Annotated in this window: 16 protein-coding genes; 2 read left to right on the forward strand and 14 right to left on the reverse strand. The window is 72.1% G+C overall.

Features of this window, described 5'->3' with window-relative positions; genetic code table 11:
- Positions 1-7: 7 nt before the first annotated feature.
- Both ACF08F_RS08690 and ACF08F_RS08695 read right to left on the reverse strand, forming a co-directional pair.
- Positions 8-1123 (reverse strand): terpene synthase family protein, encoded by a 1116-nt coding sequence (locus tag ACF08F_RS08690; RefSeq protein WP_392297791.1) that lies wholly within the window; start codon positions 1121-1123, stop codon positions 8-10.
- A 189-nt stretch (positions 1124-1312) separates the two neighbouring features.
- Positions 1313-2194, reverse strand: coding sequence for a winged helix-turn-helix transcriptional regulator (locus tag ACF08F_RS08695; RefSeq protein WP_392297792.1), 882 nt, complete (start codon positions 2192-2194; stop codon positions 1313-1315).
- Positions 2195-2334: 140 nt separating this feature from the next.
- Between ACF08F_RS08695 and ACF08F_RS08700 the strand changes: the two genes are divergently transcribed.
- Positions 2335-3591 carry an MFS transporter gene (locus ACF08F_RS08700; protein WP_392297793.1) on the forward strand — a complete coding sequence of 419 codons (1257 nt, stop codon included), beginning with the start codon at positions 2335-2337 and terminating at the stop codon, positions 3589-3591.
- Positions 3592-3647: 56 nt separating this feature from the next.
- On the opposite strand, the gene ACF08F_RS08705 is transcribed toward ACF08F_RS08700, so the two are convergent.
- The 3 genes from ACF08F_RS08705 to ACF08F_RS08715 form a co-directional block, all read right to left on the reverse strand.
- Positions 3648-4364, reverse strand: coding sequence for a flavodoxin family protein (locus tag ACF08F_RS08705; protein ID WP_392297794.1), 717 nt, complete (start codon positions 4362-4364; stop codon positions 3648-3650).
- Between the two features lie 181 nt (positions 4365-4545).
- Positions 4546-5349 carry an N-formylglutamate amidohydrolase gene (locus ACF08F_RS08710; protein ID WP_392297795.1) on the reverse strand — a complete coding sequence of 268 codons (804 nt, stop codon included), beginning with the start codon at positions 5347-5349 and terminating at the stop codon, positions 4546-4548.
- Positions 5350-5413: 64 nt separating this feature from the next.
- Positions 5414-5842 (reverse strand): ATP-binding protein, encoded by a 429-nt coding sequence (locus tag ACF08F_RS08715; RefSeq protein WP_392297796.1) that lies wholly within the window; start codon positions 5840-5842, stop codon positions 5414-5416.
- 274 nt (positions 5843-6116) lie between these two features.
- On the opposite strand from ACF08F_RS08715, the gene ACF08F_RS08720 reads away from it, so the two are divergent.
- Complete coding sequence (locus ACF08F_RS08720) at positions 6117-6986, forward strand: RNA polymerase sigma factor SigF (protein ID WP_392297797.1); 870 nt, start codon at positions 6117-6119, stop codon at positions 6984-6986.
- Positions 6987-7006: 20 nt separating this feature from the next.
- On the opposite strand, the gene ehuA is transcribed toward ACF08F_RS08720, so the two are convergent.
- The 9 genes from ehuA to ACF08F_RS08765 form a co-directional block, all read right to left on the reverse strand.
- Complete coding sequence (gene ehuA / locus ACF08F_RS08725; protein WP_392297798.1) at positions 7007-7786, reverse strand: ectoine/hydroxyectoine ABC transporter ATP-binding protein EhuA; 780 nt, start codon at positions 7784-7786, stop codon at positions 7007-7009.
- Positions 7776-8411: an ectoine/hydroxyectoine ABC transporter permease subunit EhuD gene (gene ehuD, locus ACF08F_RS08730; RefSeq protein WP_392297799.1), complete on the reverse strand. Its 636-nt coding sequence runs from the start codon at positions 8409-8411 to the stop codon at positions 7776-7778. Before ehuD ends, ehuA begins: the two co-directional genes overlap by 11 nt.
- Positions 8411-9085, reverse strand: a complete 675-nt coding sequence (gene ehuC, locus ACF08F_RS08735) for an ectoine/hydroxyectoine ABC transporter permease subunit EhuC (protein WP_392297800.1) — start codon at positions 9083-9085, stop codon at positions 8411-8413. Before ehuC ends, ehuD begins: the two co-directional genes overlap by 1 nt.
- 12 nt (positions 9086-9097) lie before the next feature.
- Positions 9098-10015 carry an ectoine/hydroxyectoine ABC transporter substrate-binding protein EhuB gene (gene ehuB, locus ACF08F_RS08740; RefSeq protein ID WP_392297801.1) on the reverse strand — a complete coding sequence of 306 codons (918 nt, stop codon included), beginning with the start codon at positions 10013-10015 and terminating at the stop codon, positions 9098-9100.
- A complete protein-coding gene (gene thpD / locus ACF08F_RS08745; protein ID WP_392297802.1) occupies positions 10015-10908 on the reverse strand; it encodes an ectoine hydroxylase in 894 nt (297 codons plus the stop codon). The genes ehuB and thpD overlap by 1 nt, the downstream gene beginning before the upstream one ends.
- A gap of 84 nt (positions 10909-10992) precedes the next feature.
- Entirely contained in the window at positions 10993-11403 is a 411-nt protein-coding gene (locus ACF08F_RS08750; protein WP_392297803.1) for an ectoine synthase, read from the reverse strand.
- A gap of 49 nt (positions 11404-11452) precedes the next feature.
- Complete coding sequence (ectB, locus tag ACF08F_RS08755) at positions 11453-12739, reverse strand: diaminobutyrate--2-oxoglutarate transaminase (protein WP_392297804.1); 1287 nt, start codon at positions 12737-12739, stop codon at positions 11453-11455.
- A 97-nt stretch (positions 12740-12836) separates the two neighbouring features.
- On the reverse strand, positions 12837-13349 hold the full coding sequence (gene ectA, locus ACF08F_RS08760) for a diaminobutyrate acetyltransferase (protein WP_392297805.1): 513 nt from the start codon (positions 13347-13349) through the stop codon (positions 12837-12839).
- Between the two features lie 388 nt (positions 13350-13737).
- A complete protein-coding gene (locus tag ACF08F_RS08765) occupies positions 13738-14541 on the reverse strand; it encodes an endonuclease I family protein (RefSeq protein WP_392297806.1) in 804 nt (267 codons plus the stop codon).
- Between the last annotated feature and the right edge of the window lie 96 nt (positions 14542-14637).

Genomic DNA, 14637 nt, shown 5'->3' on the forward strand with positions numbered 1-14637 from the left:
GCGCTCCTCAAACCAGCGATCGGGTGGGTCGGGCGCTCGGCGGGGCAGCGGGTGCGTCACGGAAGCGGGCCACCGGTGCGGTGAGACTGATCCAGCCGGAGGTGGAGCCGTCCCACACCGAGCCGTCGCCGAAGTAGCGCGGCGTCAGGTACTCGAACTCCTGGCTTCCGCCGATCAGATGGTCGAGCCCCGACAGATAGGCGCGGACGTCCTCGCGGTGCCCTTGGGGGCCGGCCAGCACCGCGTCGCGCGCCGCGATGTAGGCGCGTTCGTGGTGCTCCACCAGGGCGCACAGCCGGTCGACGGCGTCCTGCAGCTCAAGCCCTTCGACCTCGCACAGCACGCGGACGGTCGTCATGGTGTCCCGCTGGGCGTACTCCTTCCGCCACGAGAGCAGGTCGTTGACGAGGATCAGCTGCCGCATGCCGTGGTGGTGGACCTCGTCGAACAGGCCCTCCGCGGCGGCCAGGCTCATGTCGACCTCGGCCGCGTACTCGGTGAGCAGCTCCAGGAACGCGCACCCGAAGCTGTCGACCCGCACCCGCATGCACGTCTCGAACTGCGGGACGTGCTCGTCGAGTTTGCTGCGGATCTCCTCCGCGCAGCCGCGCAGGAACGCCTCCAGGGCCGCGACGAGCCGATCGACCTGCCGTGCGCTCATCCCGGCCGCGATACGCCGCCACAGGTCCTGGGCGGCGCGGCCGTACAGGCTCGCGGCCGGTCCGCCGGCCCCGCCCTCGCGGAGGTCGGCGACGACGGCGGCGAAGGTCTCGGCGGCCGCCGCGTGGTCGGCACCCAGTGCCGCCTCGTCGGAGACGAAGCTGTCGATCACCGTGACGAACTGGTACCAGTCGGCGATGTTCCGGGCCCTGCCCGCCTCGGCGTAGGGCACCGTCAGCGGCCCGTAGATCCCGTTGCGCTGCCGCAGGAAGAACAGCAGCGACTCCTCGGAGTCGAAGCAGTCCGCCAGCATCCGTCGCACCCAGCCGTTGGAGGCGATCTCGATGCGGGCGGCGTCGGGGTGGTAGACCGCGGGCAGCAGCCGCGGCAGCGGCGGCAGGAAGAACTCTCCCGGCCCGTCGCCGGGCAGGAGGCGACGGGTGAGGTCGGCGTCGGTGATCACCTTGGGTCTCCAGATCGGCGGAAGCGGGCGGAGGCGTTGCTGCCCCCACACACTGGGACCGCTCGCTAAAGAGCCGCTTGAGCGCCGACGACGCGTGTGTGCCGAAGGCCGGGACAGGGCCCGGCCACCGAGGCCGTCGTCTCCACCGGCGAGGTCCGCCGGCGGTGTTCCCCCGGGAATCCCGTGGTGTCAGTCCTCCGCCGCCAGACGCCGTACCTCGGCCAGCGCCTCGTTCACCGCTTCCGGGATGTCCGTCACCGGGAAGCGCGCGTGCCGCACCGTGCCGTCGCGGTCGACGACCAGCACGGTCCGCTTCAGCCGCAGCAGTTGTCCGGCGCGGAAGGTGGGCAGGCGCAGGGCGGCGGCGAGGCGGAGGTCGACGTCGGAGAGGAGGGTGAAGGGGATGTCCTCCTGGCTCGCGAACACGCGTTGTTCGTCGGGACGTTGGGTGCTGACGCCGTGCACCTCCGCGCCCGCGGCGCGGAAGTCCGCGTAGGCGTCCCGGAAGAGCCGGTTCTCCAGCGTGCAGCCGACGGTGCCGGGGATGTGTGACCAGCCCTCCGGCAGGGGGCCGGGGCTCCCGGTCGCCGGGTAGCAGAACAGGACGGTGGCGATGCTGTCGGCCACCGGGTCGACCGGCGCGCCGTCCCGGTGACCGGGCAGCCGCAGGCGCGGCAGTCGCCGGCCCGTCAGGTCCGCGACGCGCCGTGCCTCCGCGCTCGTCTCGTCGGCGGTGCCGCTGAGGGAGCCGTCGCCGAGGAGCCAGCGGTCGGCCCAGTCCTGCATCGACAGCAGGACGGGCAGCAGCCCCCGGCCGCTCTCGGTCAGCCGGTACTCGTGCCGCGTCGGCCGCTCCTGGTACGGGACCTTCTCCAGCACCCCCGTCTCCACCAGGTGCGCCAGGCGCTCGGTGAGCACCTTCCGGGAGATGCCCAGCTCCTCCTGGAGCGCGTCGAACCGGTGGTGTCCCCGGGCGGTCTCCCGGATCAGGAGCAGGCTCCACCAGTCGCCGACCACCGCCGCGGCCTGCGCGATCGCGCAGGCGGCGTCCCGCTCGGGAACCGACCTCATCACTACGTCTCCACTTCTGCGCGCACGGCGGCCGTCCGTCGGGACCATCTTGCGCCATGAGGTCAGTTCCGGATAGAAACTGACCTCGAACGAGTGAGTTCCCAAAAGAGACTAACAAGAACCCCGGGGGTGGGCGCCGTATGAGCGGAACACGAGCGATCCAGGAGCACGACCGACGCGAGGACGAACGGGAGAGCTCGTCGCCGGGGGTCTTCTGGCGCTTCTGGGCCGCCGCCACCGTCAGCGGCGCGGGCACCGCCGTCACCGCCCTCGCCCTGCCGCTCGTCGCCCTCACCGTCCTCGACGCCACCGCCTTCGAGGTCGCCCTCCTCGCCGCCGCCGGGCAGGTCTCGTGGCTGCTGCTCAGCCTCCCGGCGGGCGTCGTCGCGCAGCGTGTGCCGCTGCGCCGACTCCAGGTCACCCTCGACCTCGTACGGTTCGCGGCACTCGGATCGCTGCCGCTCGCCTGGTGGATCGACACGCTCACCTATCCGCACCTGCTGTTCGCGGCGCTCGTCACCGGCGCGGCGACCGTGCTGTTCGACATCGGCAACTCGACCTTCCTGCCCGCCGTCGTCCCGGCGCAGCAGCTGGCCGCCCGCAACAGCGTCATGTCGGGCACGCACGCCGTCACCGACACCGGCGGCCCCTCCCTCGGCGGCGTCCTGATCGGCGCGACAGGCCCGGTCGGAGCCCTCGTCGTGGACGCCGCCAGCTACCTGGCCTCCGCCGTGCTCCTGCGCACCCTCCCCGAGAGCCGCCCCGCACCCCGTACCGGCGAGAGCGCGCTGCGGCTGATGCGCGAGGGATGGCGGTACGTCACCAAGCACCCGGTCATGCGCCCCTGCATGATCTGGGCGACCGCCGCCAACTTCCTCAACGCGGCCCTCGTCGCCCTCACCCCCCTCTACCTGGTCCGCGAAGCCGGCCTCGACTCCGTACAGCTCGGTCTCGTCCTCGCCATGGACGGGGTCGGCGCGCTCGCCGGCGCCGCCGTCGCGGTCCGCGTGACCACTCGCGTCGGCACCGCGCGGGGCGCCATCCTGGCCGATCTGGCCGGCGGCGCGCTGCTCCTGCTCGCCCCGCTGACCACGTCGGCGGGGGACGCGTACTGGTTCGCCCTGGGCAACGCCGGCTTCGCCTTCGGCACCGTCATCGGCTCGATCACCACCCGCACCTACCGGCAGACGCAGTCGCCGCCGGAACTGCTGTCCCGCGTGATGGCCACGGTCCGCTTCGTCTCCTGGGGCGCGATGCCGCTCGGCGCGCTCACCGCCGGGCTCCTCGCCACCCGGTTCGGCGCCCACACCGCGCTCTGGACCGTCTGCGCCGCCGCCCTCCTGCCCCCGCTCTACCTCTTCTCCACGCAGGTGGGCCGCCACCGCGACCTCGTCTGACGCCCTGGCGCCACGACACCGTCAGATCGGGCGACCGCGTCCCTTCCGGTCCGTGCTCAGCGGTGCTCGGGGTTCTCGAAGTCGAACCGGCAGCCGGCGTCCCACTCGGCGCGCTGGTTTCCGTGGGCGGGGATGCCACCGGTGTCCTTGAGCATCCTCGCCAGGTGGAGCTGGTTCCAGGTCATGAAGGTCGTGTTGCGGTTCGTGAAGTCGTTCTCCGGTCCGCCCGAGCCGGGGTCGAGGTAGGACGGTCCCGGACCGGCCGGGCCGACCCAGCCCGCGTCCGCCTGCGGCGGGACGACGTACCCGAGGTGCTGGAGGCTGTAGAGGACGTTCATCGCGCAGTGCTTGGCGCCGTCCTCGTTCCCGGTGATCAGGCAGCCGCCCACCCGGCCGTAGTAGGCGTACTGGCCCTGTTCGTTGAGGATCGACGAGCAGGCGTACAGACGCTCGATCACCTTCTTCATGACCGAGGAGTTGTCCCCCAGCCACACAGGTCCCGCCAGGGTCAGGATGTCGGCGGCCATCACCTGCGAGTAGATCACCGGCCACTCGTCCGTCTCCCAGCCGTGCTCCGTCATGTCCGGCCAGACACCGGTCGCGATGTCGATGTCCACCGCCCTGAGCACCTCGACCTGGACGCCCTGGCGCTCCATGATCCCGGTGCTGATGTCGATCAGCCCCTGTGTGTGGCTGCGCTCCGGGGAACGCTTCAACGTGCAGTTGATCACCAGGGCGCGCAAGTCGGCGTACGACGTCGTCGGGTCCGGCACGGGGTTCCTCTCCGTTCGTTCCGGGGGTCCGGGCGTGAGGGCACCGGAGATCTCCGGGTACAGCTCACCAGGCCTTCGCCCCGGGCGCTCGTGGAGCTGGGCCGGTTGCCCGACGGCCCGCCCCGTCCGGTCCGCCGACCGGGGCTGTCGTTCGGTTCGCAGGGACCCCTCTCCGCAGTCCCTACGCCGGCGGGTGCGTCGGCACCGCGTCGACGAGCGCAGCCAGGGCCGCCCCGAGGGCCCGCGCCCCCGGACCCGCCGCGCCGCCCGGTTCGCTCATGTACACGTCGCGGCGAATCTCGATCATGAGCGCGCTGACCCGCGGGTCCTTGCCGTGGTACGCCAGCGGTACGTACGTCCCGGCGAAGGGCGTGTCCGTCTCCAGCCCGCCGAACCCGCCGAACGCCTCCCGCGCCGCGTCCAGCAGGGCCGGCGGCGTGTGGAAGGCGTCGGTGCCGAGGCAGACCGGCGGGCGGGGCCCCTCGCCGTGCAGCTCGTACGGCAGCGGCCCGGTCGGGTACGAGTGGACGTCGACGATCACGGCCCGCCCCGTCGCCGCCAGCCGCTCCGCCACGGCGGCGGCCATGGCCTCGGCGTACGGCGTGAAGTACGCGTCGATCAGCGGTCCCGGGTCGAAGCCGGCGGGGCGGAGCGCGGCGCGGTGCGTGGTCCGCGTGTACACCGCGCCCATGCCGACGGCCAGCATCTCCTCCCGCTCGTCGGGGAAGCGCTCGGGGTCGACGACCAGCCGTGACAGCCGGTTGACGAACCGCCAGGGGGCCGTGCCGGCGGTCGCCGCGGCCACGGCCGCGATCTCCTCGGTGTGGGCGTCGGTGATGTGGTCCAGCTCGCGGTCCAGTTCCCCGTCGCCGAGCAGGATGCCCTCGCGCACGTCCGGGGGTATCACCCGGGAGGAGTGCGGGACATGGAGGAGGACGGGGGAGTCCGGGGCGCCGGCGAGGACGTCGTACGAGCGTGAGGTCATCGGCTCACCCTTCCACAGGTCGTCCCCGCCGTGGCGGGCGCGGCCGTGAGGGGGCGGGGTCCGGTCACCGGCGGTCGACCGCCACCGTCGCGTGGATGGTCTTGCCCTCCGGACCTGCGTCCACGGTCACCTCGCGGCACAGGCGGAGCACGATCGGCCAGCCGTAGCCGCCGGCGCGGAGCCCCCCACGCAGCTCGTACAGCGGGGTCCGCCCACTGGAGTCGGACACGGACACCGTCACCCGGTCGCGTCCGACGCCGATGCCGAAGCCGGTGACGCCGCCCGCGTGCCGGTGCGCGTTCGTCACCAGCTCCGAGGTGACGAGCAGCAGGTCCTCGACCTGCGAGGGCCACAGGGGGCCGAGCGCCGCGAGTGTGTGGCGGACGAGCTGCCGCGCCTGGGCCGGGGTACGGACCGGGGACGGACCGGGGCTCCCGGCGCCGTGCGGGTCCACCCGGGGGGCCGGGGACCGGGTGTCGCTCCAGGTCTTCATCACGCATCCCTCGCTTCCTGTACTTCCTGTTCTTCCGGTGCCAGTCCGTTTCCTGACCGGTTCCTGACCGTTTCCTGACCGATTCTGGACCGGCATCTGACCGGTTTCTGACCGGTTCCATGGTGGGTGACGGGTTCCGTCTTCCCGTTCGGGCCGGAGGGATGTGTGCCTCCCGGGAGAAATCGGACGAGAACGGGCCAGGAGTGCCTTCGGGAAGCGGGGGTACGAGAACCAGGACCGCTGAACGGACCGCCGACCAGAGGAGGTTGTCCCCGTGCGGACCGATCCGGCCGAGGCGACGACGACGTACGTGACGAACGGCGTGGGCGAGGACCTGCCGTTTCCCGAGGTCCCGCACGAGGTGCCGCCCCGGGACGCGCGCGCCCTGTCGAAGGTGTTCCTCCGTGAACTGGCGGCGCGGGAGGAGGGCACCGAGGGCCACCAGTACGTCCGGAACACGCTCATCGAGATGAACATGTCCCTGGTGGTGTACGCGGCGGGCCGGTTCCGGGGGCGCGGTGACGAGCGGGAGGACATCCTCCAGGTCGGTATGGTCGGGCTCATCAAGGCGATCGACCGCTTCGACCTGTCGCGCGAGGTGGAGTTCACCACCTTCGCCGTCCCCTACATCGTGGGCGAGATCAAGAGGTTCTTCCGCGACACCACCTGGGCCGTGCACGTCCCGCGCCGGCTCCAGGAGGCGCGGGTGGAGCTGGCCAAGGCCACCGAGGAGCTGAGTTCACAGCTCGGCCGGGCCCCGCGCGTCGCGGAGCTGGCGCCGGCCATGGACCTGTCCGAGGAAGAGGTGATCGAGGCCCAGGTCGCCGCCAACGGATACAACTCCACGTCCCTGGACGCCACGTTCGCCGGTGACGGCGAGGACGACGACGCGGCCCTGGCCGACCTCATCGGCCGGGAGGACCCGGCGCTCGCGCTCTTCGAGGAGTGCCACACCCTCGCCCCGCTCCTGGAGACCCTCGCCCCCCGCGACCGGCTGCTGCTCCACCTCCGCTTCGTGGACGAACTCACCCAGACGCAGATCGGCGAGCGGCTCGGGGTCTCCCAGATGCACGTCTCGCGGCTGCTCGCCCGGAGCCTGGACCGACTGCGGGACGGCATGGTCGAGCAGGGGAGCGAGGGCTGAGAGACCGGCGCGGGCCGGGCTCAGCGCACGGAACTCAGGAACGCGCGGGTGCGCTCCTCCACGGGCGCGTCCAGGAGCTCGTCCGCCGGTCCCGACTCGACGATCCGGCCGCGGTCGAACATCAGGATCCGGTCCGAGACGTCCCGGGCGAAGCCCATCTCGTGCGTCACGCACAGCAGCGTGATGTCGGTCCGGTGGGCGACGTCCCGCAGCACGTCGAGCACCTCCGCCACGAGCTCCGGGTCCAGCGCGGACGTCACCTCGTCCAGGAGCAGGATCTCGGGGCGCATCGCGAGCGCACGGGCGATGGCCACCCGCTGCTGCTGGCCGCCGGAGAGCCGGGTCGGCCGCGCGTCGACCTTGTCGGCGAGCCCGACCAGGTCGAGGAGGTCCCGCGCCCTGCACGCCGCCTCCTCCCTGCTCTCGCCGAGGACGTGCACGGGCGCCTCGACGACGTTGTCGAGGACGCTCATGTGCGGGAAGAGGTTGAACTGCTGGAAGACCATGCCGATCCGCCGCCTACGCGCGGCCAGATGACGCTCGCTCGCCGGCACCAGCTTCCCGGGCGTGCGACCCGGCATGTGGGAGAAGGGCTCCCCGGCCACGTGAACGCCCCCGTCCGTGACCCGCTCCAGCGTCATCAGCAGCCGGAGGATCGTGGTCTTCCCGGAGCCGCTCGGGCCGATGAGGGTCACCCGCTCCCCACGGGCCACCTCCAGGTCGAGGCCGTCGAGCACGGTGTGGTCGCCGTACCGCTTCGTGACCCGGTCGAAGCGGACCGCGGGGTCCTCAGTGGGCAAGGCGTGCCTCCATTCGTCGTACCAGCACGGACGTCGGCCAGCTCGCGAGCAGGAACACCGCGGCGGCCAGGGTGAAGCTCTCCAGATAGGCGAAGTGGGTGCTGCCGAAGGTGTTCGCCTCGTGGACCATCTCGTGGACCGTGATCACCGACAGCAGCGGCGTCTCCTTGAACATCGACACTGCGTAGTTGCCCAGCGGCGGCAGCACGTTGCGCACGGCCTGCGGCAGCACGACCGCCCGCCACACCCGCCGGCGCGGCAGCGACAGGGCCGTGCAGGCCTCCCACTGCCCCTTCGGCACGGCGTCGATGCCCGTCCGGTACACCTCGGAGAGGTACGTGGCGTAGTGCACGCCCAGGACCAGGACGCCGAGCACCGGCGCGTCGAGACCCGGGACCAGCACCCACGCCGCGAACAGCTGCACCAGCAGCGGGGTCGAGCGGACGAAGCCGGCCGCCCCGCGCACCGGCAGGGCCAGCCACGCGGGACCCGCGCGCTGCACGAGGGCGAGCGCGAGACCGAGCACCGCGGCGAGGGCGAAGGCGAGCACGGTCGCGACCAGGGTGACGCCGAACCCCCGGAGAACGGCCGGCAGGGCGGCCAGGGTCGCCTCCCCGTCCCACATCACGCGCCTCCTTCCTGCCCGGCGCGGGCCTTCGCGGCCCGCTCCAGGGCGTTCATGCCGAGGCTCAGCACGACGGCCATGCCGAAGTACAGCCCCAGGAGCAGCAGGTACGAGGCGGCCGTCGCCCCGGTCGACGAGCGCAGCTGGTCGATCCGAAAGGTCAGGTCCTGGACCGTGACCAGGGACAGCAGCGGCGTCGCCTTCAGCAGTTGGACGAGCAGGTTCTTGAAGGGCGCGACCATCAGGGCGTGCGCCTGCGGCAGCACCACCCGCCGCAGCCGCAGCACCGGGCCCATCCCCAGCGCGAGCGCCGCCTCGGTCTGGGCGCGGGGCACCGCGGCCACCGCGCCCCGCACCACCTCGGAGCCGTACGCCCCGAAGTTGAGGCCCAGCGCGAGGACGCCGCAGGCCAGCGGCTCCAGACGGAATCCGAGCATCGGGAGCGCGAAGAACAGCCAGAAGAGCTGCACGTACAAGGAGGTCCCGCGGAAGAACTCGACGACGACCCGGGCCGCTCCGCGCACCGTTCGCCGCGCCGACCCGGACAGCAGGCCGAGCACGTACGCGAGCAGCAGGGCGAGCGCGGCGCCGAGCACGGTCGCCTCGGCCGTGACGAGCAGCCCGTCGGCGAGCCGGGGCACCGCCTCGCCCAGCTCGGCGAGGAAGTCAGCCATGCCCGCCGCCCCTCACCCCGCGCACAGGTCGGCGGTCCGCAGGGAGCGGGGAGGCACCTCGCGCCGGGTGAAGCCGTAGCGCCCGATCAGCTCCACGAACCGGTCCGGGGCCCCGGTGATCTTCCGGAGCTCGGTGTCGAACGCGTCCCGCAGGGCGGTCGCCCCCGGCCGGAACACCGCCCCGCCCGCGCCCAGCTGCCGTACGCCGTCGACCACCGGGACGAACGGCTCCGCCACCTCGACCGGCGCGCCCCCGTTCGTCCGCGCGAGCCAGCGCAGCGAGATCGCGGTCAGCGCGAAGGCGTCGATCCGGCCGGCCACCAGGGCGTCGAGGCCGTCCTGCTGCTTGGCCAGCGTCTTCACCGAGCCCTCGGGCACCCCCGCCGCCTTCGCGAAGGACGCCTCCACGGCGGCGGTCAGCACCCCGACCGTGGCACCCTTCGCCGCACAGGACGCGAGGTCGCTCAGCCCCTTCGGGTTGCCCGCCCGGACCAGCAGGGCGGTGGGGGAGACGAACTCCGGCTCGGAGAAGATCACCTTGGCGCACCGCTCGGGAGTGATCGACATGCCGGCGCTCACCACGTCGAAGCGGTCGGCCAGGAGCCCGGGTATCAGCGCCCCGAACTCCGTGAGCGTCGGCCGCAGTTCGCGGACCCCGAGGGCCGTGAAGATCTCGCGGTGGAGCGTCGGGGCCTCACCTGCGAGCTCGGCGCCGTCCTGGAAGCCGTACGGTGCCTCGCCGGCGAACCCGACCCGCACGAAGCCCTGCTTCCGCAGCCTCGCCAGGAGCTCGCCGTCGTCCTCGGGCGCCCCCGTCCCCGCCTGGGTGCGGGTGCACGCCGCGAGGAGGCCGGGCGTCAGGGCGAGGCCGCCCAGGAGCGCCGTTCTGCCGAGGAAGCGGCGGCGGTCCAGGGGAGCGGGTCCGGTCATCACCGGCTCCCGGGGCGCGCGGCGACGAAGGAGGGACGCCGGACCGGGGCGGCGAAGGGCGCCTCCGGCTCGTTCTCGACGCTGTTGAAGACGAGGAACACATTGCTCCGGGGGTACGGGGTGATGTTGTCGCCCGAGCCGTGCAGGGCGTTGCAGTCGAACCAGGTGGCCGAGCCCGCCGGACCGGTGAAGTGGCGGATCCCGCAGGCGTCGGCGAACGTCGTCAGCGCCTCGGGGGACGGTGTGCCGGCGTCCTGCATCCGGAGCGACTGCTTGTAGTTGTCCTGGGGCGTGGCACCGGCGCAGCCCAGGAACGTGCGGTGCGAACCCGGCATGATCATCAGGCTGCCGTTGGTGGTGTGGTTCGGGGTGAGCGCGATCGACACCGAGACGGTCCGCATCCTCGGCAGGCCGTCCTCCGCGTGCCAGGTCTCGAAGTCGGAGTGCCAGTAGAAACCGCTGGCGCCGAAGCCGGGCTTCACGTTGACCCGCGACTGGTGGACGTAGACCTCCGAGCCGAGGATCTGGCGGGCGCGGCCGACCACCCGGGGGTCCTCGGCCAGCCGGCCGAAGACCTCGCTCATCCGGTGCACCTCGAAGACGGACCGGATCTCCTGGGAGCGGGGCTCGACGATCGCGCGCTCGTCCGCCCGCACGGTGGGGTCGGCGACGAGCCGGTCCAGCTCGGCCCGGAGCTCGTCGACCTCGTGCGGGGTGACGAGCTCGTCCACCGTGACGAAGCCGTCGCGCTCGTACTCCGCGAGTTCACGGGCCCAGAAGGGGCCCGCCGTGCCGGGCTCGGACCACACGACGGGGTCCTTGCGGCCGATCAGTTCCTCCTTGGGGCCACGGGTGGGGTAGAGGTCGACGGGGCGGGTGGGTGCGGAGGGCATGAGGGATGGTGCCGCCTTTCTCGGAGGGATGCGTCTTTCTCGGAGGGGTGCGCCGGGTGCCGTTCGGTGGTGGTGTGCCGGGGCTCAGCGGCCGTCCCCGGAGGGTTCGGTGAGCAGGGGGTAGACGCCGTTCTCGTCGTGGTCCTCGCGGCCCGTGACGGGCGGGTTGAAGACGCACAGGCAGCGGAAGTCCCGCTTGACCTTGAGGGTGTGGCGTTCGTGGCCGTCGAGCAGGTACATCGTTCCGGGCACGATCGTGTAGGACCGGCCCGTCTCCAGGTCGGTGAGCTCGGCCTCGCCGGCCGTGCAGACGACGGCCTCGACGTGGTGCGCGTACCACATGGAGGTCTCGGTGCCGGCGTACAGCACCGTCTCGTGGAGGGAGAAGCCGACCCGCTCCCGGGCCAGGACGATGCGCTTGCTCTCCCAGGTGCCGGACGCGGCCCGTACGTGCCGCTCGGTGTTCTCCAGCTCGTCGAAGGAACGGACGATCATGGGGTGTGTCGCCTTTCGGTTGCGTGCCGCCGGGGGAGGGGCGGGGAGGTCAGGGGGTGTGGCGGACGGAGCGGGCGAGGATGCCGAGGCCCTCGTCGAGTTCGTCGTCGGTCGCGGTCAGCGGCGGCAGGAGCTTGACGACCTCGCCGCGCGGCCCCGAGGTCTCCACGAGCAGGCCGGTCTCGAAGGCGCGTCGGCACACCGCGTCGGCGCGCTCCCCGTCGGCGAACTCCAGGCCCCAGACCAGTCCGCGCCCGCGGACCGAGAGTCCGGTGCGCCCGTCGCCCGTGCACAGGTCGAGGAGGGCGCGCTCGACCCGGTCCGCGCGGCCGAGGGTCCGCTCGCGCAGGGCGCCGTCGCGCCAATAGGCGTCGAGGGCGGCGGTGGCGGTGACGAAGGCGGGGTTGTTGCCGCGGAAGGTGCCGTTGTGCTCGCCGGGCTGCCACACGTCGAGCTCGGGGCGGAAGAGGCAGAGGGACATGGGCAGGCCGTAGCCGCTGATGGACTTGGACAGGGTGACGATGTCGGGCGTGATGCCCGCCTCCTCGAAGGAGAAGAAGTCGCCGGTGCGGCCGCAGCCCATCTGGATGTCGTCCGCGATGAGGAGCATGTCGTGCCGGCGGCAGAGGTCCGCGAGCGAGCGCAGCCACTCGGCGCGGGCGACGTTGACGCCGCCCTCTCCCTGCACCGTCTCGACGATCACGGCCGCCGGGTGGTCGAGTCCGGAGCCGGCGTCGTCCAGGAGCCGCTCGAACCAGAGGAAGTCGGGGAGGTGCCCGTCGAGGTAGTCGTCGAAGGGCATGCGGATGGCGTGGTGGAGCGGGACGCCCGCGCCGGCGCGCTTGGCCGCGTTGCCGGTGACGGCGAGCGAGCCGAGCGACATCCCGTGGAAGGCGTTGGTGAAGGAGACGACGGTCTGGCGGCCGGTGACCTTCCGGGCGAGCTTCAGGGCGGCCTCGACGGCGTTGGTGCCCGTGGGGCCGGGGAACATCACCTTGTAGGGCAGGCCGCGGGGCTCCAGGACCGTGGCGTGGAAGGTCTCCAGGAAGTCCCGTTTGGCGGTCGTCGACATGTCGAGGCCGTGGGTGATGCCGTCGTCGGCGAGGTAGTCGAGCAGGGCCCGCTTGAGAGCCGGGTTGTTGTGGCCGTAGTTCAGGGAACCCGCGCCGGCGAAGAAGTCGAGGTAGGGTCGCCCCTGCTCGTCGTACAGCCGGCTCCCGGTGGCGCGCGAGAAGACGACGGGCCAGCCGCGGCAGTAGCTGCGTACCTCCGATTCGAGCGTTTCGAAGACGGAGGGGGCGGCGATGCCGGTCGTGGCGAAGTCGGTCAGGGTCACGAGGTCTCTTCTCCAGAGTGGGGTACGGGGGTACGGGTGCGGGGCGCGGGCGACGGCGCCGGGTGACGCGCGTCGGGCACGTGTCCCGGGCGACGGCTCAGGGCGCCGGGGGCGCGATCGGGCCGATCCGGTACAGCACCTCGGAGTCGTGTCCCGCCGTGGGGAAGGCGGCCGCCGGGAAGAGGACCTCCCGGGTCACGTCCGCGCCCTGCCGGCGTGCGTAGGACCGGAACAGGCGGTCGGAGGCCACGTTCCCCGGAGTGACCGTCGCCTCGACCCGGCTGATCCCGTGCTCGGCCGCCACCCGTGCGGACAGGGCGTCCAGCAGGGTCCCGGCTACCCCGCTTCCGCGGTGCGAACCCTCGACGGCGATCTGCCAGACGAAGAGGGTGTCCGGCGCCTCGGGCCGCAGGTAGCCGGTGACGAATCCGATCGGGCGCCCGGTGGAGTCACGGGCGACGGAGGTCGTGTCGGCGAAGTCGCGGCACCACAGCAGGTAGCTGTAGGGCGAGTTGAGGTCCAGTTCCCCCGAGCCGTGGGCGATCCGCCAGAGCTCGGCGCCGTCCGCGATCGTCGGGGGTGTCGTGCGGGTGGTGGCAGTGGTGGTCATGGGCGCCGAAGCTACCGAGTGGATCTCGGAACTTCCTGGTCCGGAGGCCTTGTTCGAGACCGAGGAAGCGTGATAGGTGCGCCGGTGGCCGGCATGGCGGGAATGCGTGCTCCGACACACGGAATACGGGGGTGTTGTGGGACAAAACCACCGTTTATAACGGATGGGTAACGCCTCTTGCGCACCCCTGACGTGTGCGCGAAGAGCGTGAGAAGATCCGGGATTTCACGTTTGAAGCCGCCGGGAACGGTCAGGCGTACGGGTCGGTCGGCGCGCACCCTCGTGCCGAACACCCTTCGCCGGCCTGTGGGATGCCGCCGGAACGCGCCGGAGCCGGGCCGGGGTGTGACGAGCCCGGCCCGGCTCCGTTCCTGCGGTCGCGTCGGCCCTACCAGATCGCCTCGACCCACTCGGGGTGGTCGATGAAGGGGTTGCGGTTGCCCTGGTAGGTGCTGTGGATGATGTCGTTGCGGCGCTCCTCGAAGGCGCTCGGCGGATCCTGCTCGTTCCACTGCTTCAGGATCGCGAGGCGGCCGTGGAAGGGGACGCTGCCGTTGGTGGACGACTCGTTGGGCTCCAGGTCGGCCCAGGCGTCGTCGCCCTCGTAGCGGACGGCCATGTAGAGGATCATGCGGGCCACGTCGCCCTTGTCGGCGTTGCGCGGCTCGAAGGAGTTGGAGTCCGTGTAGCTGCCGGGGGCGCCGCTGACCGCGCTGCCGCCGTTGTCCCAGTCCTTGTTCCCGCGGGTGCTGTTGACCTGGACGTCACAGGCCCGCAGGTGGTGCAGGTCCGTGCCGGGGCCGGCCGAGGTGCCGAAGCTGCCGTGGGACTGGGCCCACACGTGCTCGCGGTTCCAGTCGCCCACGTCGCCGCCGTTGAGCGACTTGCTGCGCGAGGCGCCGCTGTACAGCAGGACCACGTTGTTGGTGTTGGCGGGGTCCTGGTCGGTGACCTTCAGCGCGTTCCAGACGGCGTCGTACGAGATCCTCGACTGGCTGCTGATGATGGTGTGCAGCGCGGACTTGAGGTTCGTGCCGGTCTTGCCGACGGCGTTCTTGTAGTACGTGCTGTCGTACGCGGTCGTCGTGGCACTGGCGGGCGTCGCGGTGATCGCGGGGAGCGTGACGCCGACGAGGGTGGCGGCGAGGGCCGCCGCCCACGCCTTCCATCTGCCGATCCGCACAACGGACATGGGGGGCCCTTTCCCGGGGACGGTACGCGCGGGGCGCGGGCGCCGGCTCAAGGCTCCCGCTGTCTACGCGTGTTGACTTCGTGTCATCGGGAGGGT

Origin of the sequence: Streptomyces sp. NPDC015130, from assembly GCF_043080005.1 — a bacterium.
GTDB lineage: Bacteria > Actinomycetota > Actinomycetes > Streptomycetales > Streptomycetaceae > Streptomyces.